The 25,687-nt window shown below is 68.4% G+C and carries 21 protein-coding genes and 1 pseudogene; 11 read left to right on the plus strand and 11 right to left on the minus strand.

The annotated features are described in order from the left end of the window. Nucleotides 1-297: 297 nt before the first annotated feature. From EV652_RS45685 to EV652_RS01325, 5 genes and pseudogenes are all read left to right on the plus strand, one after another. Nucleotides 298-789, plus strand: a pseudogene (locus EV652_RS45685) (substrate-binding domain-containing protein); the annotation flags it as partial. Between the two features lie 76 nt (nucleotides 790-865). Further along, the gene (locus EV652_RS45690; RefSeq protein ID WP_255512555.1) at nucleotides 866-1,369 is read left to right on the plus strand and encodes a substrate-binding domain-containing protein; all 504 of its coding nucleotides are present in this window, start codon (nucleotides 866-868) and stop codon (nucleotides 1,367-1,369) included. Nucleotides 1,370-1,515: 146 nt separating this feature from the next. After that, entirely contained in the window at nucleotides 1,516-2,331 is an 816-nt protein-coding gene (locus EV652_RS01315; RefSeq protein WP_199237949.1) for an ATP-binding cassette domain-containing protein, read from the plus strand. Continuing rightward, nucleotides 2,328-3,632 (plus strand): sugar ABC transporter permease, encoded by a 1,305-nt coding sequence (locus EV652_RS01320; RefSeq protein WP_199237950.1) that lies wholly within the window; start codon nucleotides 2,328-2,330, stop codon nucleotides 3,630-3,632. Before EV652_RS01315 ends, EV652_RS01320 begins: the two co-directional genes overlap by 4 nt. Nucleotides 3,633-3,721: 89 nt before the next feature. After that, a complete protein-coding gene (locus EV652_RS01325) occupies nucleotides 3,722-4,936 on the plus strand; it encodes a low temperature requirement protein A (protein WP_132207087.1) in 1,215 nt (404 codons plus the stop codon). Between the two features lie 43 nt (nucleotides 4,937-4,979). Here EV652_RS01325 and EV652_RS01330 read toward each other — a convergent pair whose 3' ends face one another. The 6 genes from EV652_RS01330 to gcvT all read right to left on the minus strand — a co-directional run bounded on the left by EV652_RS01330 (nucleotide 4,980) and on the right by gcvT (nucleotide 12,854). After that, the gene (locus EV652_RS01330; protein ID WP_132207088.1) at nucleotides 4,980-6,056 is read right to left on the minus strand and encodes an ABC transporter ATP-binding protein; all 1,077 of its coding nucleotides are present in this window, start codon (nucleotides 6,054-6,056) and stop codon (nucleotides 4,980-4,982) included. Between the two features lie 18 nt (nucleotides 6,057-6,074). Further along, a complete protein-coding gene (locus EV652_RS01335; RefSeq protein WP_242001552.1) occupies nucleotides 6,075-7,205 on the minus strand; it encodes an ABC transporter ATP-binding protein in 1,131 nt (376 codons plus the stop codon). Nucleotides 7,206-7,237: 32 nt separating this feature from the next. Further along, nucleotides 7,238-8,230: an ABC transporter permease gene (locus EV652_RS01340; RefSeq protein WP_132207089.1), complete on the minus strand. Its 993-nt coding sequence runs from the start codon at nucleotides 8,228-8,230 to the stop codon at nucleotides 7,238-7,240. A 98-nt stretch (nucleotides 8,231-8,328) separates the two neighbouring features. Further along, on the minus strand, nucleotides 8,329-10,089 hold the full coding sequence (locus EV652_RS01345; RefSeq protein ID WP_132207090.1) for an ABC transporter substrate-binding protein: 1,761 nt from the start codon (nucleotides 10,087-10,089) through the stop codon (nucleotides 8,329-8,331). A gap of 41 nt (nucleotides 10,090-10,130) precedes the next feature. Then, nucleotides 10,131-11,138 carry an ABC transporter permease gene (locus EV652_RS01350; protein WP_132207091.1) on the minus strand — a complete coding sequence of 336 codons (1,008 nt, stop codon included), beginning with the start codon at nucleotides 11,136-11,138 and terminating at the stop codon, nucleotides 10,131-10,133. A gap of 609 nt (nucleotides 11,139-11,747) precedes the next feature. Next, nucleotides 11,748-12,854 (minus strand): glycine cleavage system aminomethyltransferase GcvT, encoded by a 1,107-nt coding sequence (gene gcvT, locus EV652_RS01355; RefSeq protein WP_132207092.1) that lies wholly within the window; start codon nucleotides 12,852-12,854, stop codon nucleotides 11,748-11,750. Between the two features lie 97 nt (nucleotides 12,855-12,951). Here gcvT and EV652_RS01360 point away from each other — a divergent pair, with 97 nt between their 5' ends. After that, the gene (locus tag EV652_RS01360) at nucleotides 12,952-14,451 is read left to right on the plus strand and encodes a leucyl aminopeptidase (RefSeq protein WP_132207093.1); all 1,500 of its coding nucleotides are present in this window, start codon (nucleotides 12,952-12,954) and stop codon (nucleotides 14,449-14,451) included. Here EV652_RS01360 and EV652_RS01365 read toward each other — a convergent pair. Together EV652_RS01365 and EV652_RS01370 are read right to left on the minus strand one after the other, a co-directional pair. Beyond that, nucleotides 14,440-14,772, minus strand: a complete 333-nt coding sequence (locus EV652_RS01365) for a cupin domain-containing protein (RefSeq protein WP_132207094.1) — start codon at nucleotides 14,770-14,772, stop codon at nucleotides 14,440-14,442. The genes EV652_RS01360 and EV652_RS01365 overlap by 12 nt on opposite strands. A gap of 3 nt (nucleotides 14,773-14,775) precedes the next feature. Next, a complete protein-coding gene (locus EV652_RS01370) occupies nucleotides 14,776-15,453 on the minus strand; it encodes a DUF2848 domain-containing protein (protein ID WP_132207095.1) in 678 nt (225 codons plus the stop codon). 91 nt (nucleotides 15,454-15,544) lie between these two features. On the opposite strand from EV652_RS01370, the gene EV652_RS01375 reads away from it, so the two are divergent. After that, nucleotides 15,545-16,861, plus strand: a complete 1,317-nt coding sequence (locus tag EV652_RS01375) for an MFS transporter (RefSeq protein ID WP_132207096.1) — start codon at nucleotides 15,545-15,547, stop codon at nucleotides 16,859-16,861. On the opposite strand, the gene EV652_RS01380 is transcribed toward EV652_RS01375, so the two are convergent. Continuing rightward, on the minus strand, nucleotides 16,848-17,486 hold the full coding sequence (locus tag EV652_RS01380) for a GntR family transcriptional regulator (RefSeq protein ID WP_132207097.1): 639 nt from the start codon (nucleotides 17,484-17,486) through the stop codon (nucleotides 16,848-16,850). The genes EV652_RS01375 and EV652_RS01380 overlap by 14 nt on opposite strands. A gap of 29 nt (nucleotides 17,487-17,515) precedes the next feature. On the opposite strand from EV652_RS01380, the gene EV652_RS01385 reads away from it, so the two are divergent. Further along, on the plus strand, nucleotides 17,516-18,301 hold the full coding sequence (locus tag EV652_RS01385) for a carbon-nitrogen hydrolase family protein (RefSeq protein ID WP_132207098.1): 786 nt from the start codon (nucleotides 17,516-17,518) through the stop codon (nucleotides 18,299-18,301). A 9-nt stretch (nucleotides 18,302-18,310) separates the two neighbouring features. Here EV652_RS01385 and EV652_RS01390 read toward each other — a convergent pair whose 3' ends face one another. After that, a complete protein-coding gene (locus EV652_RS01390) occupies nucleotides 18,311-18,628 on the minus strand; it encodes a hypothetical protein (RefSeq protein WP_132207099.1) in 318 nt (105 codons plus the stop codon). Nucleotides 18,629-18,786: 158 nt separating this feature from the next. Between EV652_RS01390 and lpdA the strand changes: the two genes are divergently transcribed. The 3 genes from lpdA (at nucleotide 18,787) to EV652_RS01405 (ending at nucleotide 23,301) form a co-directional block, all read left to right on the plus strand. Further along, on the plus strand, nucleotides 18,787-20,169 hold the full coding sequence (lpdA, locus tag EV652_RS01395; protein WP_132207100.1) for a dihydrolipoyl dehydrogenase: 1,383 nt from the start codon (nucleotides 18,787-18,789) through the stop codon (nucleotides 20,167-20,169). 139 nt (nucleotides 20,170-20,308) lie between these two features. After that, nucleotides 20,309-22,279, plus strand: a complete 1,971-nt coding sequence (gene sucB, locus EV652_RS01400) for a 2-oxoglutarate dehydrogenase, E2 component, dihydrolipoamide succinyltransferase (protein WP_132207101.1) — start codon at nucleotides 20,309-20,311, stop codon at nucleotides 22,277-22,279. 131 nt (nucleotides 22,280-22,410) lie between these two features. Continuing rightward, nucleotides 22,411-23,301 carry a TIGR01777 family oxidoreductase gene (locus EV652_RS01405; protein WP_132207102.1) on the plus strand — a complete coding sequence of 297 codons (891 nt, stop codon included), beginning with the start codon at nucleotides 22,411-22,413 and terminating at the stop codon, nucleotides 23,299-23,301. Nucleotides 23,302-23,350: 49 nt separating this feature from the next. On the opposite strand, the gene EV652_RS46095 is transcribed toward EV652_RS01405, so the two are convergent. Continuing rightward, entirely contained in the window at nucleotides 23,351-25,528 is a 2,178-nt protein-coding gene (locus tag EV652_RS46095; protein ID WP_158441064.1) for a protein kinase domain-containing protein, read from the minus strand. Nucleotides 25,529-25,687: the final 159 nt, after the last annotated feature.

The following is a 25,687-nucleotide window of genomic DNA, read 5'->3' on the forward strand; positions in this document are numbered from 1 at the left end:
TCCGCCCGCCGCGCCAGCCGCCTCCGCCGGCCGCCTCCGCCCGCCGCGCCAGCCCAACACCTGAGGGGTTAACCCCTCACCTTGTGGGTTGCCCACCGAGATTCTCAGTGGGCAACCCCCCAACTGAGTAGGCAACCGGGCTGCGTCGAGGGGGTGCGGGCGCGGCTGTGTGTGGCCTAGGTTCGGGGTTTGTGACGTGAATATGTCTATTTCTTGAATTCAAGTCTTGACGTCAAAGCTTCACGCCGCTTGACTTCGGTCAGGCCTACTCGGGCCATCACGTCAAGGAGCCGCCACATGTTCGTCTCTCCAACTCGTCTCGTCGGCCTCGGCCTGACCGTCTCGGCCCTCGCCCTGTCCCTGGTGGCTTGCGGGTCGGACGAACCCGCCGCCGGAGGCTCCGGTGAGGCCAAGAAGATCGCGCTCCTGCTGCCCGAGTCGAAGACGACCCGCTACGAGGCGCTCGACCGGCCGCTGTTCACCGAGGCGCTCAAGGCGGCCTGCGCGAACTGCGAGCTGATCTACAGCAACGCCGACCAGGACGCGGCGAAGCAGCAACAGCAGGCCGAGGCGGCTCTCACCCAGGGCGCGAACGTGCTGGTCCTCGACCCGGTCGACGGCAAGGCCGCCGCCGCGGTGGTCGCCTCCGCCAAGGGTCAGAGCGTTCCGGTGGTCGCCTACGACCGGTTCATCGAGAACGCCGACTACTACGTCTCGTTCGAGAACGAGGCGGTCGGCAAGCTGCAGGCGCAGACCCTGGTCGAGGCGTTGCAGGCGGCCGGTAAGACCTCCGGCAACCTGGCCATGATCAACGGCTCGCCGACCGACCCGAACGCGGCCGACTTCAAGAAGGGGCGCGCACAGCGTGCTCGACTCCAGCGGCTTCAAGGTCGCCGCCGAGTTCGACACCCCGGACTGGAGCCCGGACAAGGCGCAGGCCTGGATGGAGGGCCAGCTCAGCGCGATCAAGAACGGCCTGGTCGGTGTGTACGCCGCCAACGACGGTACGGCGGGTGGCGCGATCGCAGCCCTCAAGGGTGGTGGCGTGACCCCGCTGCCGCCGGTGACCGGTCAGGACTCCGAGCTGGCCGCGATCCAGCGGATCGTCGCCGGCGACCAGGCGATGACCATCTACAAGGCGGTCAAGCCGCAGGCCGAGGCGGCCGCCAAGGGCGCGGTGGCGCTCGCGAACGGCGACAAGCCGGAGTCGACCACCGACAAGAGCGGCGTACCGTCGACGATCCTCGACCCGGTCGCCGTCACCAAGGCCAACATCAAGGACACCGTGGTGAAGGACGAGCTCTACAAGGTGACTGACATCTGCACCGCCTCGTTCACGGCCGCCTGCACCGCCGCCGGCCTCAGCTGACCCGCCCCCTGGCGTTGCCCCCGCAGTGAGGTGCGGGGGCAGCGCCGGGTCAGCACCATCCCGACGGCCGCGGCGCCGCGTCGCGCTGTCCCCAGCGGCGCATCGCCGGGATCATGGCCTGAAGACAAGCCCAGGAGGCTGATCGAGTGACTGTCACCCCCACACCGGCCCCGGTCGGCACCAGTACGGTGCTGGCCCTACGGGGCATCTCCAAGCGCTTCGGCGCGGTCCAGGCCCTGAAGAACATCGAGCTGGACGTCCGGGCCGGTGAGGTCCTGGCCCTGGTCGGCGACAACGGCGCCGGCAAGTCGACGCTGGTGAAGACGATCGCCGGCGTCTACACCGCCGACGACGGCACGATGGTCTTCGACGGCCGGGAGGTGCGGGTCGGCAGTCCGGCCGAGGCGCAACAGCTCGGTATCGCCACGGTCTTCCAGGACCTGGCGCTGTGCGACAACCTCGACGTGGTCGCGAACCTGTACCTCGGCCGCGAGCTGCGCAAGGGCCGGGTCCTCGACGAGGTCGAGATGGAGCGCTCGTCCTGGGAACTGCTCCGCCAGCTGTCGGCGAAGATCCCGTCGGTCCGGATCCCGGTGGCCAGCCTGTCCGGCGGCCAGCGGCAGACCGTCGCGATCGCCCGCTCGCTGCTCGGCCAACCCAAGGTCGTGATGCTGGACGAGCCGACCGCGGCCCTCGGCGTAGCTCAGACCGCCGAGGTCCTCAACCTGGTCGAGCGGCTGCGCGAGCGGGGTCTCGCGGTGATCCTGATCAGTCACAACATGGCCGATGTGATGGCGGTCGCCGACCGGGTCGCCGTACTCCGTCTGGGCCGCAACAACGGCGTCTTCGAGGTCAGCGAGACCAAGACGCAGGACATCATCGCCGCCATCACCGGCGCGACGAACAACGCGGTCTCCGAGCGCGCAGCGCGCCGGACCCGTGAGGAGGGGACCGCATCATGACGCTGCACGGATCAGAGATCCGGCCGCAGGACACCCCGGGCCCGGCCGCCGGGAACGGGAACGGCACGCCGGCCGAGCTGCCGGCCGACCTGCAGGACGAGCGGCTGATCGCCAGCCACGGCATCAGCGGCGCCGTCTCGGCCTTCACCGCCCGGCTCCGCTCCGGCGACCTCGGCTCGGTGCCGGTGGTGGTCGGGCTCATCATCATCTGGGCGGTCTTCCAGATCGCGAACAGCTCGTTCCTGTCCAGCCGCAACCTGGTCAACCTCACCCTGCAGACCACCTCGGTCGGGGTGATTGCCATCGGCATCGTCCTGGTCCTGCTGCTGGGCGAGATCGACCTGTCGGTCGGTTCGGTCAGCGGGCTGTCGGCCGCCGTCCTCGGGGTGACGTTCGTCAACCAGGGCTGGCCGCTCGTGCTGTCGCTGCTGACCGGGGTCGCGCTCGGCGTCGTGATCGGACTCTTCTACGGCGCCCTCTACACCAGGTTCGGCGTACCGAGTTTCGTGATCACGCTGGCCGGTCTGCTCGGCTTCCTCGGTCTCCAGCTGCTGGTGCTCGGTAAGGAGGGTTCGCTGAATCTGCCCTTCGACTCCGCGCTCGTCGGGTTCGCCACTCGCAGCTTCCTCTCCCCCGCGTTGGCCTACGGGCTGGTCGCGGCGGTCGTCGCGGTGTACGTGCTGACCCGGCTGCGCGGCCGCGGTGCCCGGACGGCGGCCGGGTTGTCGGCGGCACCCAACTCGATCATCGCGATCAAGGCCGGCGCGCTCGCCGTCGTCCTGCTCATCCCGGTGATCGTCCTGAACGGCGACCGCGGTGTGTCATCGATGTTCCTGCTCTTCCTCGGGCTGGTGGTGGCGACCGATTTCGCCGTACGACGGACGCGCTGGGGCCGCTCGGTCGTCGCGGTCGGCGGCAGTGTGGAGGCCGCCCGGCGGGCCGGTATCAACGTCCGGATGATCTACCTGTCCGTGTTCGCGGCCTGCTCCACCTTCGCCGCCGTCGGCGGTCTGCTGGCCGCCGCCCGGCTGGTCGCGGTGAACCAGAGCAGCGGCGGCGCCGACACCAACCTGAACGCGATCGCCGCCGCGGTCATCGGTGGCACCAGCCTGTTCGGCGGCCGTGGTTCGGCGTACTCCGCCCTCCTCGGCGCCCTGGTGATCATGTCGATCTCCAACGGTCTCGCCCTGCTCAGCCTCGACTCCAGCGTCCGCTACATGGTGACCGCCGGCGTCCTGCTGATCGCCGTCACCATCGACTCCCTCAGCCGCCGCAGCCGCCAGGCGCACGGCCGCGCCTAGAGCACGGTGGGCTCTCTCTTCTGACCCTGACCAGGCGGGAGCCCACCGTTTCCAATCCGGCAGCCTGATCTGGTGGCAGGATGTGCCGCATGACGTCCCGAAAGCCCATCAGGGCGGAGCAAACCAGTGAGGACCAGACGGTCACGCCGCTGGAGTTGTTCTTCGACCTGGTGTTCGTGTTCGCACTGACTCAGATCACCGCGCTGATGGCGCACGACCTCAGCTGGCACGGCGTACTGCGCGGAGTCCTGCTGACCGGATTGCTGTGGTGGAGCTGGATCGGCTTCTCCTGGTTGTGCAACCTGGTCAAGGCCGACGAAGGGTCGGTCCGCGGTGTCCTCCTGCTGGCGATGGCTGCGATGTTCATGATCGCGCTCGCCATCCCGGAGGCGTTCCACGATCTGCCCGGCGGCCTGTCCGGCCCGGTCGTGATCGCCTGCGCGTACTTCGCCTTCCGCACCTTGCACCTGGTGCTGTTCTGGTTGATCGCCGACGGTGACGCGGTGCTGCGCCGTACCCTGATCCGGTTCGCGCCGTCGATGCTGGGCGCGACCGCTCTGCTGCTGATCGCCTCGCAGCACCACGGCAGCACCCAGACCATGCTGTGGGCCGCAGCTCTGCTGGTCGACTACGGCGGCACCTACCTGATCGACGCGCGGGGCTGGCGATTCCGGTCGGCCGCGCACTTCGCCGAGCGGCACGCGCTGATCGTCATCATCGCGCTCGGCGAGTCGATCGTGGCGATCGGTGTCGGCGTCACCGACCTGCCGATCTCCTGGCCGATCATCATCGCGTCGCTGCTCGGTCTGGGGGTCTCGGCCGCGCTCTGGTGGATCTACTTCGACGCCACCGTGCACTACGGCGAACACGCCTTGGCCGCGGAACCGGCGGAGACCCGGGCAAAGCTGGCCCGCGACGCGTACACGTTCTGGCACTTCCCGATGATGGTCGGCGTCGTCCTGCTGGCGCTGGGATTGAAGAAGGTGCTCGAGTACGTCGGTGACACCGAGCACCATCACCTCGACGACCCGCTCAAGGGCGTCGGCCTGTTCGCACTCTTCGGCGGCGTGGCGGTCTACCTGCTCGGCCACGTCGGCTTCAAGTGGCGGACGATGCACAAGGTGGGTGTTTCGCGACTGATCACGGCCGCGCTTGCGCTGATCGCCGTACCGCTGGTGGCGAAGGTGCCGGCGTTGGGGCAGCTCGGCGTACTGGCCGCTCTGCTGGCCGGGCTGGTGGCGTTCGAGTCGGTCCGGTTCGCGCAGGAACGCGATCAGCTCAAACACGGCGAACAGCACGCATGAGAAAAGCCCCCGACGAGCGGGGGCTTGCTCAACAGCAGGTGCCTCAGGCGGTGGCGGCGGTCAGGTCGACCTTGGGCTCCGCGAAGTGGCAGGCGGCGGCGTGGCCGGAGCCCGACTGCGGCTTGGCCTCGAGCGGCGGCTCGTGCGTCACGCAGATGTCCTCGGCCTTCCAGCAGCGGGTCCGGAACCGGCAACCGCTCGGCGGGTCGATCGGCGAGGGTACGTCGCCGACCAGCCGGATCCGCTCCTTCGGCGGGACACCGCGGATGGTGCCCAGGTCGGGAGCGGCGGACAGCAGCGCCTGCGTGTACGGGTGCTGCGGAGCGCCGTAGATCTGGTCCCGCGCGCCCTGCTCGACGATCTTGCCCAGGTACATCACCGCGACCCGGTCACAGAAGTGCCGGACCACGCCCAGGTCGTGGGCGATGAAGACGAACGCGATGCCGAGGTCGCGGCGCAGGTCCTCCAGCAGGTTCATCACCTGGGCCTGGATGGACACGTCCAACGCGGACACCGGCTCGTCGGCGATGATCACCTCGGGCTCGACCGCGAGCGCCCGGGCGATGCCGATGCGCTGCCGCTGGCCGCCGGAGAACTCGCTCGGGTACCGGTTGTGGTGCTCTGGGTTCAGGCCGACCCGCTCCAGCAGCTCCTGGACCCGGTCGAGCTCCTTGCCCTTCTTGACCAGGTTGTGCACCCGCAACGGCGTACTGATGATGTTGCTGACCGTCTGCCGCGGGTTCAGCGAGCTGTACGGGTCCTGGAAGACGATCTGCAGCTCCCGGCGGAACGGGCGCAGTTCCCGCTCCTTCAGCCGCGCGATGTCGGTGCCCTTGAAAATGATCTGCCCCGCGGTCGGGGTCAGCAGCCGGGTGATCATCCGGCCGGTGGTCGACTTGCCGCAGCCGGACTCGCCGACCAGCCCCAGGCTCTCGCCGGCGTTCAGGTCGAAGCTGACCCCGTCGACGGCCTGGACGACCTTCTTGGTCCGGCCCAGACCGGCCGCTTCCTTGATCGGGAAGTGCATCTGCAGATCGCGGACCTGCAGCAGCGGGGTCCCGGAATCGGGCGCCGAGCTCGCCCCGGGAACGCTGTCGATCTTGCGCACAGTCTTGCTCATCTCTCTCCTCAGCCCCTGTCAGCCCAGTCTCGGCGCGACCTCGGCCTCGTAGATCGAGGCCTTGTCGTGCAGGTGACAACGGGACGTGTGGGCACCGGCACCGTCGACCGGCAGCAGCTCCGGCAGATCAGTTGTGCAGCGCTCGCCCTTCACCCGGTCCGTGTACGGACAGCGCGGGTTGAAGGAGCAGCCGGTGGGCAGGTTCAGCAGGCTCGGCGGCAGGCCCTTGATCGGCCGCAGCTTCTCGGTCGCGGCCGAGACGGTCGGAATCGACTCGAGCAGACCCCAGGTATACGGCATCCGCGGCCGGGCCAGCACGTCCTCGGCGGTGCCGTACTCGACGCAGCGACCGGCGTACATCACCAGGACGTCGTCGGCCATCTCGGCGACCACACCGAGGTCGTGCGTGATCAGCACGATCGCGGAGCCGAACTCCTTCTGCAGGTTGTTCAGCAGGTCCAGGATCTGTGCCTGGACGGTCACGTCGAGCGCGGTGGTCGGCTCGTCGGCGATGACCAGCTTCGGGTCGTTGACCAGGCCCATCGCGATCATCGCGCGCTGCCGCATACCGCCGGAGAACTCGTGCGGGTACTGCGAGAAGCGGCGCTGCGGGTTCGGGATGCCGACCAGGTCGAGCATCTCCAGCGCACGCTTCTTGGCGGCGTCCTTGGACACCTTGTTGTGCACCCGGTACGCCTCGGTGATCTGGTTGCCGACCGTGTACAGCGGGTGCAACGAGGACTGCGGGTCCTGGAACACCATCGCCACCGCGTCGCCGCGGACCTTCATCAGCTCGTTCTCCGGCAGGCCGACGATCTCGTCGCCGCCGAGCCGGATCGAGCCGGTGATCCTGGTCCGCTTGCGGTCGTGCAGGCCCATCACGGCCATGCTGGAGACCGACTTGCCGGAGCCGGACTCACCGACGATCGCCAGCGTGCGGCCGAGCGGGACCGAGTAGCTCAGCCCGTTCACCGCGCTGACCACGCCGTCCGCGGTCGGGAACTTGACGGTCAGGTCCTCGACCACCAGGTACGGCGTCTCGCCGCTGGGGTTGATCAAACCCTGCCGGCGCTCGCGGGTGGCGATCGCCGGGCCTCGCTTGGCCTCGGCCGCCGGCGTCTCCGGCTGGCCGGCTGCGCTCTCGACCATGGTGTCCTTCCGGTCCTCAGGGGCGGGTGTGCTCACGAAAGCCTCACCCGCGGGTCGATCAGGCTGTAACCGATGTCCACCAGGAAGTTCATCACAACGATCATCACCGATGCGACAAGCACTGTGCCCATGATGACCGGCAGGTCATAGCTGTTCAAGCTGTCAAGGACCAGCACGCCGAGGCCCGGCAGGTCGAAGATCCGCTCGGTGAAGATCGCGCCGGCCAGGCTGGCGGCGACGTCCAGACCGAAGATCGTGACGACCGGGATCAGGCCCGAGCGCAGCGCGTGCTTGTAGGTGACCTTCCGGTCCGACAGGCCCTTGGCCCGGGCGGTCCGGATGAAGTCCTCGCTCAGCGTCTCGACCATGGAGCCACGGGAGTAGCGAGCGTAGGAAACACAACTGTAGATGCCGAGCACCAGCCAGGGTGTCAACAGACCCGCGAACCACTTCCCGATGTTCTCCGACGGCGGCGTCCAGGACCCGCGCGGGAGGATCGGGTAGAGGATGGTCAGGTAGAGCGAAATCATCAGGGCGACGATGTAGTACGGCACCGAACTGAGCACCAGGGTGCTGGTCATCAGGCCCCGGTCGCCCACCGTGCCGCGTCTCTTCGCGGCCATCGAGCCGACGAAGACACCGACGGTGAGGACGATGACGGCGTACCCCATCACGAGCGACAGCGTCACCGGGAACCGCGCGGAGAGCATCTCGAGCACGGGGCGGTCGTTCTTGAACGAGTAGCCCAGGCAGGGTGCGTCACAGTGCCTGACGACACCGGACGTGGTGAAGTCGCGGCCGGCGAAGATGCCCGCGGTGTACTCCGCGAATTGCTGCGCCTTCGGCTGGTCCAGATGCAGGTTTGCCTTGATCTCGTTGTATCGCTGCTCGGTGCAGTTCCGCTCACCACAGATCGCACCGGCCGGGTCGGTCGGCGCGATGAAGAAGAGCGCGAAGGTCGCGGCGAGCGTGACCAATATGACACTGAGCGCGCTGACCAGCCGGCGCGCCACGAAATAGATCACGGGGTTTGTCTCCTCACCGATCGGAGTGGTGCCCGGACGAATCCGGGCACCACTCCACCGTTCAGATCAGATCTACTACCTCAGGTGCGAGGAGGAGATCAGGGCTGCTTCAGGTACATCGACGTGAACTCGGGCATGCCCTGCGTCATGTCGTTGACCGCGTGGCCGATGTTCTTGCCGATCGGGGAGTTGGTCGCGCTGTAGTACAGCGGCAGAGCCGGGAGGTGCTTCTCCAGGATGTCCTTGTCGACCTTCGTCCATTCCTTCAGCTGCGCGTTCGGGTCCATCGCCGCGACCTTGTCGATCTCGGCGTCCAGCGCCTTGTCCTGGAGCTGACCGATGCTGTTGCCCAGGGCAATCGCGTCGGACTTGAACAGGACCGGGAACCAGCTGGTGCCGGACGGCCAGTCGGAGCACCAACCGGTCGGGGACTTGCCGATGTTGACCGGAGCGTCCTGGTCACCGATGAAGGTGCGGTACTTGGCCTTCGGAACACCGATCGCCTTGACCTTGAAGCCGGCCTTCTCGTAGACCTGCTTGCGCAACTGGGTGACCTGGGTCGAGATCTTGTCGTCGATCTGGTAGTACCAGCTCAACTCGAAGTTCGCCTTGCCCAGCTTGGCCAGCTCCGACTTGACCTCGGCGGCGACGGCGTCGTCCTCGGCGCCCTTGCCGGTTCCGGTCAGGCCCGCCACCTCGTACTTCTCGAAGCCCGGAACGGCCGGCGGCAGGATCGTCGAAGCCGGCGGCGAGTCGTTCGGGTTCAGACCGGCGACCTTACGCCACGAGTCGTACGGGTGCGCCTTGGCGATCAGCTTGCGCACCTCGAGCGGGATCTTCCGGGTGTCCATCGGGTAGGTGATGGTGCACGGACCCTGGCCCTTGACGAGCTGAGCCTGGTCCTTGACCTCGGGCAGCAGGCTGACGTCGAGGTTGGTGTAGTTCAGCGCGTTCGCGTCCGGACCGGCGCTGGCCAGCACCTGGCGCTGGGCCTTGATCAGGTCCTGGCTGAACTTGAAGTCCCAGCCATCGACGTACTGGTGCCGCACCGGGTCGGTGGCCGGGTCCCAGTTCGGGTTCTTCGACAGCTTGAGCTGCGTACCCGGGGTGTACGAGTCGACCTTGTAGGGGCCGGTCGCCATCGGGCGCTGCTCGTAGTTCTTCTGGGTGTCCTTGGCCTGCGGGATCGGCGTGAACATCGGGAACGCCGCGTAGAACGGCAGGTCGTCGAACTTCTTCGCCAGCTTGATGACCAGGGTGCTCTCGTCCGGCGTCTCGACACCGGCGTAGTTCGCGCCGTTCGCGCCGTACGGACCCTTGTACTTGTCGCCGTCCTTGAAGAACTGCAACTGGTACGTCGGTCCGGCGTCGTACAGGTCGTGCGCGAAGGACCGCTTGATCGCGTACGCGTAGTCGGCGGCCTTGACCGGCGTGCCGTCCATGTACTTGATGCCCTGCTTCAGCTTGAACGTCCAGGTCAGGCCGTCGGCCGACTTGGTGCCCAGGTCCTCGGCCAGGTCCGGCACGAGGACCGGCTTGCCGGTGCCCTCGTCCAGCCGGTACTGGGTCAGGGCCCGGTACATCAGCTTGCCGATCTGGTTGCCGTCGACGTAGTAGATGTTCGTCGGGTCGAAGGTGTCCGGCGTGACGTCGGACAGGACGGTGATCGTGCCGCCCTTCTTCGCGCCATCGACCTCCTTGGCCGGCCCCTTGGCAGTCGGGTCAGTGGCCTTCTCCTGCGCGGTTTCATCGCCGGTGCCGCCACCACCGCCAGAGTCGTTGCTCGACGACGGGCTGCCGCATGCCACGGCGGCCAGCATGACCGTCGCCGCTACTGCGGTGATCCGTTTCCACTGCATGGTCGTGTTTCTCCTTTTCTGCCGCTGGGGCAATCGCCGCACTACCGGCGAGTCTTGGGGTCGAAGGCGTCGCGGACGGCGTCGCCGAGGAGGGCCAGTGCGAGCACCAGCATGGTGATACCGATCACCGGCAGCCACAGGAACAAGGGGTAGGCCTTGAACCAGTTGGTGGCGACGGCGATCGTCTGGCCCCAGGACGGGATCGGTTCAACCAGACCGACACCGAGGAAGGACAGACCGGCCTCCGCTGTCACGTACGCGGGCAGCGACAGCGATGCCGAGATGACAATCGGAGCCACCAGGTTCGGTAGCAGTTCCTTGAACAGTACCTGGCGGGTGGGAACGCCGATCGCCTTGGCAGCCAGGACGAACTCGCGCTCGCGCAGCGACAGCACTTCGCCGCGGATGATGCGCGCCAGCCCGGCCCAGCCGAAGAACGACAGCACGAAGATCAGTACGTAGAACCTTGTCGACGCCTGTTGCTCCGGCGAGAGGTTGAACGAACCGCCGCGCCAGGACTCGACGATCGGAACCATCGCGATCGCGAACAGCAGGTACGGCAGGCTCAGGACGAAGTCGATGAACCAGGAGATGACCCGGTCCACCCAGCCGCCGAGGAAGCCGGCCAGCAAGCCCATCACGACACCGACGACGGTGCCGAACAGGGTCGCGGTGAAGGCGACGATCAGCGACGGGCGGGCGCCGTAAACCCAGCGGGCGAAGTTGTCCCGGCCGGTCTTCGGCTCGACGCCGAACCAGTGCGTACTGGTCGGCCCGCTGATCGGGAAGCCGAACTCGTCGACCAGGTCGGTGTGGAAGGTGCCGTAGTCCTGGCCCTCCAGCTTGGACAGCAGCGGCGCGAAGACGGCGACCAGAATGAACAGCAGCACGACGGTCGCGCAGATCACGGCCACCTTGTCCTTGCGCAACCGGTCCATCGCGATCCGGGTCGGGGACTTGCCATGCGCAACCGCGGCACCACGTACAGGTTCCGCCGACGCCGGGTGTTCCTCGACGCCGACCGAGGCGTCCGGGGGACCAATTGTCATTCGCGCTCCGTCAGCTCTTTCAGCCAGATTCGGTTCGTATGATTCGGCAGCAATCGGGTAGATCGTGCCGAACCTTTTGCTGTGTGGAGGGCCTGCGTCAAATCCCCTTGACACCCGCGATCCCCCACAACCGCGCGCTAGCCTGCCTGACACTGTGACACCAAACCAGCGGTGCTAGGCACCAGTGCACAAATCGTTACCGGAACGGGTACCGGACCGGAACATTTGCCCCGATTCGTCACCCTTTGCGATCAATCCTTCGCAAAACGCGTCGGCACAGCACCGACAGTGGCCAATTTGTGCCACATTATGACGCTATGTGATGGCGAGACACGTTCTGTGTCTGGTTGCTAACTGTGACGGAACAGCCGAGGAGCCTCTGGCTGGTGCTCCAGCTCCCGGACTGCGTGACCGGGTGACGATCTCCCGCGCGTGGGTAAGAACAGTCGGCAGCTCGGCCAGAAGGAAGCCGTTGAACCGCACCGCGGCAGCTGACTTACCAGTCCCGGCCGCCCCATATAGACAGACAACAGCCGGTACGCCGGACCTGGGAATGGTGACCGCTCCACGGCCGGGCGGCAGACAGGCCTGCCGCCCTGGCCGTGGTGGTCAGCTTTCGCGCACGTGGACGGTGACGAACGGCGGCTTGACCACGTCGAAGGACTCCTGGCGGCCACGGATGTCGACGGTGACCTGATCGCCTTCCTTGATCGTCGCGTCGAGCAGGGCCAGCGCGATGCCCTTCTTCAGCGTCGGCGAGAAGGTGCCGGAGGTGACCTCGCCGAGGGCGGTGCCGGACGGGTCGAGGACCGTCATGTGCGGGCGCGGGATGCCGCGGCCGACGGCGCGCAGGCCGCGCAGGATCCGGGCCGGGCCGCGCTCCTTCTCCGCCCGCAGCGCCTCGTCACCCCAGAAGTGCTCCTTCTTCCACCCGACCGCCCAGCCGGACCGCGCCTGCACCGGGGTGATGTCCGGGGAGATGTCCTGACCGTGCAGCGGGTAGCCCATCTCGGTCCGCAAGGTGTCCCGCGCACCCAGTCCGGCCGGGACGATCCCGTACTGCGCTCCGGCCTCGAGCAGCGCGTCGAACACCGCGACCGCGCCCTCGTTCGGCACGACGAGCTCGTACCCGCGCTCACCCGTATAACCAGTCCGGCAGACGACAACCGGCGTACCGGAGAACTCCGCGGTCGCGAACGACATGTAGTCGTGCCCGGTCGGCAGTCCGATCGCGTTCAGCACGTCGTCGCTGTTCGTGCCCTGGACCGCGAGGATCGCGTAGTCGTCGTGGGTGTTGGTCACCACCACGCCGTCCGGCGCGTCCGCCTGCAGCAGCCGGACCACCTCGGCCGTGTTGGCCGCGTTCGGGATCAGGAACACGTCGTCGTCGGCATGCAGGTAGGCGATCAGGTCGTCGACTACTCCCCCGCGCTCGTTGCAGCACAGCGTGTACTGCGCCTGGCCGGGAGCGATCTTGCCCAGGTCGTTGGACAGGCAGGAGTTCACGTACGCCGCCGCACGGGGGCCCTTCACCGTCGCCTTGCCCAGGTGGCTGACGTCGAAGACACCGACCGACGTACGGACCGCGGTGTGCTCCGCGACCACCCCGCCGTACTCCAGCGGCATCTCCCACCCGCCGAACTCGGCGAACTTGGCTCCGAGGGCGACATGGCGCTCGTGCAGCGGCGACTTCTTCAACTCAGGCGACTCGGTCATGGAGGGGAAACTACCCGACGCGTAGCATGCGGAGGCAGCATTCACGTACCGTCACGACCGGCCTTCTGCCCGCCGGTCAAGGAGGACTGAGATTTCCGTGAGCACCATCACCCTGAGCAAGTCCGATGCGGCCGGTGTCCGGACCGACGCCGTGGTCATCGGCGTGGTCAAGGTCGGCGGCGGTGTCGCCCTGCCGGCCGGCACCGAGTCGCTGAACGCCGCGTACGGCGGGAAGCTGGCGGAGGTGCTGTCGGGTCTCGGCGCCACCGGCAAGGCCGGCGAGGCCACCTTGGTGCCCGGCCCGAAGCCGGGCAAGTCGGCCAACCTGATCGCGGTCGGTCTCGGCGAGGCGCCCGACGGTGCGCTGAAGACCGAGGACCTGCGGACCGCGGCCGGCACCGGTGTCCGCGCCGCCAAGACCACCCAGTCGGTCGCCTTCGCGCTGCCGACCCCGGATGCCGACTGCATCCGCGCGATCGCCGAAGGCGCCCTGCTCGGCCGCTACTCGTTCACGGCGTACAAGTCCTCCTCGGAAGGTGCCAGTGAGGTGCCCGGCGCCCTGACGGTGCTGACCGACCTGGCCCGGAACAAGGAGGCCAAGGCCGCGCTCGAGCGGGCCGAGGTGACCGCCGACGCGGTCCACCAGGTGCGCGACTGGGTGAACACCCCGCCGTCGGACCTGAACCCGGCCGACTTCGCCGCGCAGGCGCTCAAGCTCGGCAAGGAGTACGGCGTCAAGGTCGAGGTGCTGGACGAGAAGGCCCTGGCCAAGGGCGGGTACGGCGGCATCCTCGGCGTCGGCCAGGGGTCGAACAACCCGCCGCGGCTGATCCGGATCAGCTACACCCCGAAGAAGCCGGTCACCCACCTGGCCTTCGTCGGCAAGGGCATCACCTTCGACTCCGGCGGCCTGTCGCTGAAGACGGCCAGCGGGATGGTCAGCATGAAGGCCGACATGGCCGGTGCCGCCGCGGTGATCGGCGCGACCGTCGCGATCGCCCGGCTCGGCCTGCCGGTCCAGGTGACCACGTACGCCGCGATGGCCGAGAACATGCCGTCCGGGTCGGCGGCCCGGCCGTCCGACGTCCTGACCATGTACGGCGGCAAGACCGTCGAGGTGCTGAACACCGACGCCGAGGGCCGGCTCGTCCTCGGTGACGCCCTGGTCCGCGCGTCCGAGGACCAGCCGGACCTGATCGTCGACGTGGCCACCCTGACCGGCGCCTGTGTCGTTGCCCTGGGCACCAAGGTGGCCGGCGCGTTCGCGAACACCGACGCCGCCCGCGACCGGGTCGTGGACGCCGCGATCGCGGCCGGTGAGGCCATGTGGCCGCTGCCGATCCCGGCCGAGATGCTGGACAAGCTGAAGTCGCACTCGAAGGTCGCAGACCTGGCCAACATCACCGGCGAGCCATGGGGCGGCGCGCTGGCCGCGGCCGCGTTCCTCGGCGACTTCGTTGCCGACGGCATCGACTGGGTCCACCTCGACGTGGCCGGCCCGGCCTTCAACGAGGGCGGCGCCAGCGGTTACACCCCGGGCGGCGGCACGGGGTACGCCGTACGCACCCTGGTGGAACTGGCCGCGTCAGCGAGCTGAGTAGCGAATCTCCAGCATCGTGCAGCCGCCGGTCGTGACGTACGGACCGTGCGGCATCCCCGGCGGCCTGCACGCGTAGTCGCCGGGGCCGAATGTCCGCTCGAGGGTGAGATCGGTCAGCTCACCCTCGAGCAGATAGACCTCCTCGACGTACTCGTGCCTGATGACGTCGTTCCCTGAGATGGTGCCGGGCGCCCAGCGGGCGATTCTCGTGAGCGTGCCGTCGTGGGGATCCTGACTCAGGATGCGTTGGGCGATCCCGCCGCCCGCATCGGTCCAGGCCAGATCTGTCGTGGTGAAGAACTCTCGCTCGTCCTTCATGTGTCAGTCCCAGGCCGGGGCGAGCTCTTCGACTGTGTAGTGGATGCGGCTGGTGAGGCGGCGGGGGTCGGTGAGCTCGACCCGCCACGCGTCGGCGAACTGGTCGACGCCGGCGATCATCGGGATCGTCCCACTCAGCAGCACTGTGCCCGGGACCACGCGGTCGCCGAGTTCCTTCAGCCAGTACGACGGCGGCAGCAACTGCGCGAGGGTGCCGTCCTGGATCAGCTGCTCGGTGTCGCCGTGCCGGACCCACGCCTTCAACGTGAACTGGTCCAGCTCGTGCTCGATCTCGCTCAGCGGCCAGGCGACGTCGCCGAGCACGTCCGGCGCGGACTGCTTGCTCCAGGCAACACCGTGGACCTCGAGCGCCCGGTCGGTGTGATCACACGCGACCGTCAGCAGAACGTCGTTCTCCCCAACGACCAGCGCCCATTCCGCCTCGCCGGACGTCTTGGCGTGTGCGACCTGGACGACGTCCGGCCGTCCGACCAGTGACGCGGACAGTGGGTACAGGGTCGGGATGCGGCGCGGTGCCGGTATGCCGAGCTCGGCCAGCTCGTCCACGTGGTGCTGGACCTGCTCGGTGTCGCGGCCGGCGTACCCCGCGTTCAGGGCGTAGCGGACTGTGATCTCCCGCTCACGGCCGCCGGGAAGGGTGAAGCGCAGGGTCTGGGTCATCGGGCTTCCTCCGAAAAATTCTGGGTCAGCGCTTGCGTGAACACGTCGTATACAACGAGTATGGAGCATCCACCCAAGGAGGTCCACCTCGATGTCCAGCTCTCCCACTGTCGTCCACGGACCTGTCTCAGAGCGCCGCAGTCTGTACAAGGCGTTCGCCGCGAGCCTGTCCGGCACGTCGCTGGAGTGGTACGACTTCGCCGTCTACAGCTCTGCCGCCGCGCTTGTCTTCGGTGACCTGTTCTTCCCGGGCAGCGACCCGCTCACCGGTACGTTGCAGGCCTTCGCGACGTACGCGGTCGGGTACGTCGCCCGTCCACTCGGCGGCATCTTCTTCGGCCGGCTCGGCGATGTGATCGGCCGCAAACGGGTCCTGGTCGCCACGCTGCTGCTGATCGGCGTGGCCACGTTCTTCATCGGCCTGCTGCCGACGCATGCACAGGCTGGAGCGATCGCACCGACGATGCTGGTCGTACTCCGCTTCGCACAGGGCGTCGGGGTGGGCGGCGAGTGGGGTGGAGCCGTTCTGCTGAGTAGTGAGTTCAGCAAGGCCGGTGAGCGTGGCTTCTGGGCTTCAGCGGCTCAGGTCGGGCCGCCACTCGGCACGCTGATGGCGAACGGCGTACTGGCTGTTCTGGCCGGCACACTGTCCGAGGAGGCGTTCTTGAGCTGGGGTTGGCGGCTCGCCTTCCTGTTGTCCGCCGTACTCGTTGCCTTCGGTCTGCTGATCCGGACGAAGCTGGAGGAGACTCCGGTGTTCCGCGAGTTGGAGGCGCGTGGCGATCGGCCGACCGCACCGGTGTCGGAGGTGCTGCGGACGCAGACCCGGCCGTTGATCGCGGCCATCCTGGCGCGGGTCGGACCGGATGTGCTCTACGCGATGTTCGCGGTGTTCGTGCTCACCTACGCGACCAAGGAGTTGGGGATGAGTCGCGGTCAAGCCGTCACCGCCGTGCTGGTCGGCTCTGCGTTCCAGGTCGGGCTGATCCCCTTGTCCGGTTGGCTTTCGGACCGGTATGGCCGTCGTACGGTCTATGCGATCGGAGCGGTCGGTGGAGCGGTGTGGTCGGTGGTGTTCTTCGCCGTGGCGTCGTCATTCGCGACTGTGCTGCCTGGTGTGGTGATCGGGCTGCTGTTCCACTCACTGATGTACGGGCCGCAGGCTGCCTTTGTGTCGGAGCAGTTCACGGCGCGGCTGCGGTACACGGGCAGTTCGCTGGCCTACACCTTCGCGGGCGTGATCGGCGGTGCGCTGGCGCCGCTGGCGTTCACGTACTTCCTGGCGAAGTCCGGCACCGAGTACGTCATCGCGGCGTACATCGTGGTGGCGTGCGCGGTCACCCTGGTCGGTCTGCGGCTCGGTCAGGCGGTCGACGACTCCGTCGACGCGGCGGTCAGCCCTGCATGAGCAGAGAGCCGGTGCTGTCGAGGTGGCCGAGGATCGCTTTCTCGGCCACCTCCGGCTTGCCCGCCGCCAGACCGTCGACGATGGCCTGGTGCTCATCGAGAACCTCCTGCCGGCGGGTGGCGCTGCGCTGCAGGGCGACGACACCGAGCAGCACGTGCTTGGCGCGGAGGTTGTCGTACAGCCGGCCGAGCACCGAGTTGCCGGCCGCATCGACCAGGAGCGCATGGAACTGGCTGTCCAGCTCGATGAACTCCTTCGCGTCGCCGTTGTCGACAATCGACCGCTGCTGCTCGAGTACGGCGGACATCGCCTCGACCGGGGCGTCGCCGGCCGCGAGCGAGGTGGTCGCCGCCCAGGTCTCGATCACCCCACGGGCCTGCATCATCTCCGCGATCTCCCGGCCCGGCACCGGTGCGACGAACGCACCCCGGTGCGGCACCAACTGGACCAGGTCCTCGGCTGCGAGCATCAGCAATGCCTCGCGGACGGGAGTCCGGGAGATCCCGACCTCGGTCGCCACTGCCTGCTCGTTGATGAACGTCCCCGATACCGCGGGGTCGCTCAGGACCGTCCCCCGCAGGTATTGATAGGCGCGATCCCGGCCGGAGTCCCCACTCAATCGCATACTCAATGTATACAGCCTTGGAGGCCAAGATGTCAGATCGCAGCACGGCACGTCTGCGAGTCGCCGCCGCTCAGGTCTCGGCCGGTCCGGACCCGGTCGCCAACCTGGCCGGCGCGGTGGAAGCGGTACGACGAGCGGCCGCCGACGGAGCCTCGTTGGTCGTGCTGCCGGAGGCCGTCATGGCCTGTTTCGGCACCGACCTGGCGTCGGTCGCCGAACCACTCGACGGCCCGTTCGCGACCGGCCTGCGCAAGGTGGCTGCGGACCTCGGGGTCGTGGTCGTGGCCGGTCTGTTCGAGCCGGCTGAGGACGGGCGGGTGCACAACACGCTGCTCGTCACCGGTCCGGGCGTGGAGACGTCGTACCGGAAGATCCATCTGTACGACGCCTTCGGATCGCACGAGTCGGACACCGTTGCCCCCGGCAAGGAGCTGGTGACCTTCGGCTACCGCGATCTGACGATTGGGCTGGCGACCTGTTACGACCTGCGCTTCGCGGATCAGTTCACGGCACTCGGTCGGCTCGGTGCGGAGTTGATCGTCGTACCGGCGTCGTGGGGTGCGGGTCCGGGCAAGGAAGAGCAGTGGGATCTGCTGACGCGGGCGCGGGCAGCGGATGCGCAGGCCTGGGTGTTGGCGTGCGACCAGGCTTACGTGCCGCCGGTCGGCACGGATCCGCTGGGTATCGGCCGGAGCAGCCTGACTACTCCCTTGGGGCAGACGGCTGCTCGGTTGGGTGCGGGCGCTGACATCCTGCAGGCGACCGTCGACACGGCTGTGGTCGCGACGGTGAGGTCGCGGGTGCCCATTCTTTAATACAGCCCTTTAGGCGAGGCCGTTCTTCTTCATGCGGGCGTTGTACTCGCGCATGCGGGGCGGGTAGCCGACCACCGCGGCGTCGTACGACGGAATGCCCAATCCGTTGGCGAACTTGTGCGCCCACTCGACCGACGGGACCCGGCGCCGGGTCCACTCGCCGTCGATGGCGACCAGCAGAAGGGTGTACTCCGTCACCGCCGTCCGCGGCTCGACGAATCCCTCGACGCCTTGGCGGGTTTGGGCGAACTCCCGCAGGTGTGCCTGGTCAGGGTTGTCCGACCGGCGCATCGTGCCCGGCTTCTGCCGGCGACCGAACCACTTCATGGGGCAAGTGTCCCCTATCCGGGCAACTCTCCGCAGAAATCCTGCATAACGGTTCCGGCCAGCCCGGGGGTGGCGCCGGGCGGCATCGGTGAAAAGATGACGCCGGGCCGGAACCGCGATCCGGGGCCTGCCCGCCGACCAGACCCACGGAGGAACCTGTGACTGAGAGTGGTACGACGTACGACCTGGTGATTCTTGGTGGCGGCAGCGGTGGCTATGCCGCCGCGCTGCGGGCCGCGACCCTCGGCCTGTCGGTCGCAGTGGTGGAGAAGGACAAGGTCGGCGGGACCTGCCTGCACCGCGGCTGCATCCCGACCAAGGCGCTGCTGCACGCCGCGGAGGTGGCCGACTCGGCCCGCGAAGGTGAGCAGTTCGGTGTCCGGACGACGCTCGAGGGCGTCGACATGGGCGGGGTGAACAAGTACAAGGACGGCGTCGTCGACCGCCTCTTCAAGGGTCTCCAGGGTCAGCTCAAGGCTCGTGGCATCACCGTGATCGAGGGCGAGGGCCGGCTCACCTCCCCGACCACAGTGGATGTCGGCGGTACGTCGTACACGGGTAAGAACGTCATCCTTGCCTCCGGCTCGTACTCGCGATCGCTGCCCGGGCTGGAGTTGGACGGTCACCGGGTGATCGCGAGCGAGCACGCGCTGACGATGGACCGGGTGCCGGAGTCCGCTGTGGTGCTCGGCGGTGGCGTGATCGGTGTGGAGTTCGCCAGCGCCTGGACCTCTTTCGGCACCAAGGTGACCATCGTCGAGGCGCTGCCGCGGCTGGTCCCGGCCGAGGACGCCGACTGCAGCAAGACGCTCGAGCGGGCGTTCCGCAAGCGGAAGATCGCCTTCAAGACCGGCACCGCCTTCGAGTCCGTCGAGGTTGTGGACAACGGCGTGAAGGTGACCGTGGCCGGTGGTGAGGTGATCGAGGCCGAGGTGCTGCTGGTCGCCGTCGGCCGTGGCCCGAACACCTCGGGCCTGGGGTACGAGGAGGTCGGCGTCGCGCTCGACCGTGGATTCGTGACTGTCGACCCGAACACCCTGCTGACCAGCGTGCCGGGGGTGTACGCGGTCGGCGACATCGTGCCGGGGCTGCAGTTGGCGCACCGCGGGTTCCAGCAGGGCATCTTTGTTGCCGAGCACATCGCCGGGCTCAACCCGACCCCGATCGACGAGGCCGGCATCCCGCGGGTGACCTACTCCGAGCCCGAGGTCGCCTCCGTCGGCCTGACCGAGGAGCAGGCCCGGGACAAGCACGGCGAGGTCGACATCCTGAACTACAACCTCGGCGGCAACGGCAAGAGCCAGATCCTGAAGACGGCCGGGTTCGTGAAGCTGGTCCGGGCCAAGGACGGCGCCGTTGTCGGCCTGCACATGGTCGGCTCCCGGGTCGGCGAACTGATTGGCGAAGCCCAGCTGATCTACAACTGGGAGGCCTACCCGGCCGACGTCGCACCACTCGTCCACGCCCACCCGACCCAGAACGAGGCCCTCGGCGAAGCCCACCTCGCGCTTGCCGGGAAGCCGCTGCATTTCCATGACTGAGATCCCCGGACGGACCACTGGACCGTCCGAGTAGGTTTATGGCCGTAGGGGCGTGCGGGTCGCCTGTGACCCGGATCCCGCGCGCTCACGCGGCACCGTAGGCTGACCTCGACCGATCGACGAAGGAGCAACGACCGTCATGCCGACCTCTGTATCCCTGCCGGCCCTCGGGGAGAGCGTCACCGAAGGAACCGTCACCCGCTGGCTCAAGCAGGTCGGCGACACGGTTGCCGTTGACGAGCCCCTGCTGGAGGTCTCGACCGACAAGGTCGACACCGAGATCCCCTCGCCGGTGGCCGGCACCCTGCTCGAGATCAAGGCCGCCGAGGACGAGACCGTCGAGGTCGGCGCCGAACTCGCCGTGATCGGCGACGCCGGCGAGAGCTCCGGCTCTTCCGCTCCAGCCGAGGCACCCGCTGAGGCCCCGGCCGAGCAGGCCCCGGCTGCCGAGGCTCCGGCCGAGCAGGCCCCGGCTGCCGAGGCTCCGGCCGAGCAGGCCCCGGCTGCCGAGGCTCCGGCCGAGCAGGCCCCGGCCGAGTCGGCGCCCGCTCAGGAAGCTCCCGCGGCCGAGGCCGAGCAGGCCCCCGCGCCGTCGCAGGCCTCTTCCGACTCCTCGGCGCCCGCGGAGGCTCCGGCCGCATCCGGTGGTTCGGGTACGTCGGTCACCCTGCCGGCGCTGGGCGAGAGCGTCACCGAGGGCACGGTCACCCGCTGGCTGAAGCAGGTCGGCGACGACGTGGCGGTCGACGAGCCGCTGCTCGAGGTCTCGACCGACAAGGTCGACACCGAGATCCCCTCGCCGATCGCCGGCAAGCTCCTGGAGATCAAGGTCGCCGAGGACGAGACGGTCGAGGTCGGCGCTGAGCTCGCCATCGTCGGCTCGGGCGACGCCGCCCCGGCGTCCTCCCCCGCACCCGCCGACGCCCCCGCCGAGTCGGCACCCGCCGAGTCGGCACCTGCCGCCCAGGCTGAGGCTCCGGCTGCTGCCCCGGCTCCGCAGGCCGCGCCCGCGCAGGCTCCCGCCGCTGCACCGGCCCCGCAGGCCGCACCGGCTCAGGCTCCGGCCGCAGCCGCTCAGCCGCCGGCCGCCGCACCCGCTCCGCAGGCCGCACCGGCACAGGCTCCCGCAGCTCCCGCTCCGGCCGCATCGGCGCCGGCTGCTTCCCCGAATGGCTCCACCTCTGAAGGCCCGAACTACGTCACCCCGCTGGTGCGCAAGCTCGCCGCCGAGCATGAGGTCGACCTCAACGCCGTACAGGGCACCGGCGTCGGCGGCCGGATCCGCAAGCAGGACGTCATCGCCGCCGCCGAGGCCAAGAAGGCCGCCGCCGCCGCACCGGCCGCCGCGCCGGCTGCTGCTGCCCCGGCCGCCGCTGCCCAGGCCGCTCCGATCAGCCCGCTGCGCGGCACCACCGAGAAGATGAGCCGGATCCGCAAGGCGATCGCGTCCCACATGGTCAACTCGCTGAAGGTCTCGGCCCAGCTGACCACCGTGGTCGAGGTCGACGTCACCGAGATCGCCAAGCTGCGGAACGCGAAGAAGGCCGAGTTCGAGGCCCGCGAGGGCGTCAAGCTGTCCTTCCTGCCGTTCTTCGCCCTGGCCGCGATCGACGCGCTGAAGCAGTACCCGAAGCTCAACGCCTCGATCGACGACGAGAAGGGCGAGATCACGTACCACGCCGCCGAGCACCTCGGCATCGCCGTGGACGTGGAGAAGGGCCTGATGGTCCCGGTCGTGCACAACGCCGGCGACCTGAACATCGCCGGCCTGGCGAAGAAGATCGCCGACCTGGCCGAGCGCACCCGCACCAACAAGGTGCTGCCGGACGAGATGGCCGGCGGTACTTTCACCATCACCAACACCGGCAGCCGTGGCGCGCTGTTCGACACGCCGATCCTGAACCAGCCGCAGGTCGGCATGCTCGGTACCGGCGCCGTGGTCAAGCGTCCGGTCGTGATCACCCACCCGGAGCTCGGCGAGACGATCGCGATCCGGCAGATGGTGTACCTGGCGCTCACCTACGACCACCGCCTGGTCGACGGTGCCGACGCGGCCCGCTACCTGACCGCCGTCAAGCAGCGCCTCGAAGAGGCCCAGTTCGACGTCTGATCCACACCCCGGCGCCGGGTCCGTCCCTCTCGGACGGGCCCGGCGCCGTGTGGTTTCCGCCCGGGTCCAGCGCCGTTTCGTTTCCGGCCGGGGTACCGCGTCGGCAGGACGATCCTCAAGGAGCAAGCAGGATGAAGTACGTGCTGGCCGGCGCCTCCGGCTTCCTCGGTACAGCGCTCGCCCGCGACCTGACCGCCGATGGCCATGAGGTCGTCCGCCTGGTACGTCGTACGCCCACCACACCGGACGAGGTCCGCTGGGACCCGGCCCGCGGTGACCTGGATCCGGCCGCCCTCGGCGACCCCGACGTGATCGTCAACCTGGCCGGCGCGAACATCGGCCGACCGTGGACCCCGACGTACCGGTCGGTGCTCCGCGAAAGCCGGGTCAGCACGACAAGCACGCTGGCGAACGCCGCCGCAGAACTCGAGCGACGGCCGGTGCTGATCACCCAGAGCGGCATCGGCGGATACGGCCTGGACTGCGGCGACCGCATTCTCACCGAAGACTCCGAGCTCGGCGACGGCTTCCTCGCCGACGTGGTCCGCGTCTGGGAAGGCGCCCTCGAACCTGCCCGCGCCGCCGGCTGCCGCGTCGCCGCCATCCGCACCGGCATCGTCCTCGACCGCAAGGCCCCAGCGTTCCAGTTGCTGATCCTCCCCTTCCGCCTAGGCTTCGGCGGCCGCCTAGGCCCAGGCACCCAGTACTTCCCGATCCTCTCCCTCACCGACTGGCTCCGCGGTGTCCGCTTCGTCGCCGAACACGACGCCGTCAGCGGGCCGGTCAACCTCGTCATCCCACACCCGGTCACCAACCAGGAATTCACCGAACTCGTGGCCACGGCCCTCCACCGCCCCGCCCTGTGCCCCGTCCCGGCCTTCCTCATGAAGGCCGCCCTCGGCGAGTTCGCCTGGGAACTCCTGGGCAGCAACCGATCCCTCCCCACCCGCCTCCAATCCCAAGGCTTCACCTTCCACCACCCCACGCCCCAATCAGCCCTCTCCGCCGCTCTAGCGACCTAATCACCACCAGCCAGCCCCGCCCGCTTGTTGGGTGGTGTGGTGGGTGCGGTTAGGCGGAGGTGATGGCGGCAATCCGCCAGGCGGATGTGGTTGAGCGTTGGGTGGTTGGCGTGCTGGTGAGGGTGATTCGGCGGGTGGCGGGGGCGCCGGCCGGGAGGGTCGCTGTGGTGCCGGAGGGGTCTATGGCTTGGCCTCCTGTCAGGTGGTCGACGGTGCGTAGGACGACCGTCGACGGGGTTTGGCTTTCGATGGTGGTTTTGTCGATGCGGATCTGCAGGCCACGGACTCGGATCTGATGCTTGCGGTACGTCGTTAGTAGGGCGCGATCGGCTTCCCACGGTTCGGTGCCGGGCACATAGATGGCGTCGAGCAGGGCGAGGTCGAGCGTCCAGAACGCTTGTGCGCGTTGGGTGTCGAGCGCCTCAAGCGTTCGGGTCCACTCCCCCGCGTCAACGCGTGATGGTTGCGCTGGCGCGGTCGGGCGCGAGGTAGTTGCCCGCGCATTGGGTGTCGTAGGGCTCGGCGAGCGTGTGGGTGTCGTAGGGCTCAGTGAGCGTGTGGGTCTCGCAGGGCCCGGTGATTGGGCTGGCGACTGCTCGGTGCGGTCGGCAACTGCTGCTGTGCCAGCCGGGTTGTCCAGGACGCCGACAGTGAGCAGGCCGAAGATGAGTACAACGACCGCACCGACTCCGACCGCAGCCAGTACGCCGTACGCCGATTGGCGGAACCCAAAGCGTCGGCTTCCTCTCGTCCCCGAAGCCGGACCTGACGCCGCCAGGGCCGAACCCGATGTTCCCGAAGTCGAACCTGACATCTGCACAGCCGAACCAGACGTGCCCGAGGCAGATCCTGATGCCCTCGGCACCGACCCCAATCCACCTGCTCTGCTTAGCGCCATCCTCGACCCGGGCCCATGAACAGATCGCATGAACCGTCTCCAGCGTGCATACCTTCGCCGCCAGGTACGACGGCGGCGTAGGGCTGTGCGCGACGACCTGCCCGGCGGACGGACGAATCCGGCCGCACCATCACCCCACGCAACGCTCGTGGAGGTTGCTGCGCTGGATGTCGGGTCGCCGGCGCTGGTTGCGGGATGGTCAGCGTCGCTTGCGGGGTGGAAGGCGTCCAGGATGGGTGCGGCTGCGAGCTCGGGCGGCACTGGTGTGTGGGCGGGCTCGGCGACGGCCTGGTCGGGTACGTCTCCCAAGCTCGCCCCGGCGACCCCGAGTCTGAATGCGGGGTCGAGGGCTGGGGTGTGGGCGGGGGTGGTTGTGGGGTCGGGGGTGAGTGGGGTGGTGGCGGGTGGGGCGAGGCGGGACAGGGGGTTGATTGGGGTGGGGGTTGGACGGGTGCGGCGGGTGAGGTTGGGGAGGCGGGGTTTGCGGCGGGCGCGCTTGGTGGATCCAGGGGTTGGTTTGGGTGGGGGTGGTTGGGGCGGGGTGGGTTGAGAGGGGTGTGGGGAGGACGGCTTCTTCGGGGGTGGGGCTAGGGGGTCGCGGGCGCGGTGGATGGGGTCGTCTGTGGTTGGGGGCTTGGTGGTTGGGCGTGGGCGTGGTGGTGGGGTGGTGCTGTTTGTGGAGGTGGAGTCGTCGGTGGGCGTGGGGTCTTGGGTGAAGGCGAGGTTGATGGGGATGGGGGTTGTGAGGGTCAGGAGATCGTGAGGGCGGGTGGTGGTGAAGAGGTTGGGCGTGAAGATGCTGGGGTCGCCTCCTGACTGGTGGGCGACTGCGGGCAGGGAGGTCAGGTCGTCAGTAGGTGTGGCGGGGCGGGCGGTGTGGAGCACGGCATCGGTGAGGACCGGGCGGCCGTCGGCGTCGAACATGATGTTGGCCGGGGTCACTCGGCCGTGAGTGAGGCCGGCGTGGTGGAGGTAGTCGATGGCTGCGGCGAGTGGGCTCAGGAGCGTGACGAGCTCGCCGTCCGTGAGCGGTCCGCGGCGACTGAGTAATGCGGTCAGCGTGCCGGCTACGACGTACTGGCTGAACAGGAGCCACTCAGTGCCGGTCTCGCGGACCTCTCGGAGGCGCGCGACGTGCGGGTGATCGATGCGCTGCAGGACTGTGAGGTCTTCACGGAGCTCATTTGGGTGTGAGATCGCTGTCATCGGGACGCGTTTGAGCACAGCGTTGCGGCCGGAAGCGCGGTCGCGAACGAGCCAGACGGTGCCGGCCGATCCGGACCCGAGCTTCCGGCGCAGGCTGTAGCCGGCGATGTCTTCGAGTGCCATGCCTTAGAGAGTGCACGAATCGCCGCCACCGCCCCGAAAGTTATCCACAGTGATGATTTGGGTTGCCCCGCGCGGATGACCCAGTTATCCACTGACGATGCTGTCTGTGGCTTGATCCGTCTTCGTGCGGGGTGCACGTACCGGCCGGACGGAGCGTGA

Source organism: Kribbella steppae (assembly GCF_004342025.1).
In the GTDB taxonomy this organism is placed as follows: Bacteria; Actinomycetota; Actinomycetes; order Propionibacteriales; family Kribbellaceae; genus Kribbella; species Kribbella steppae.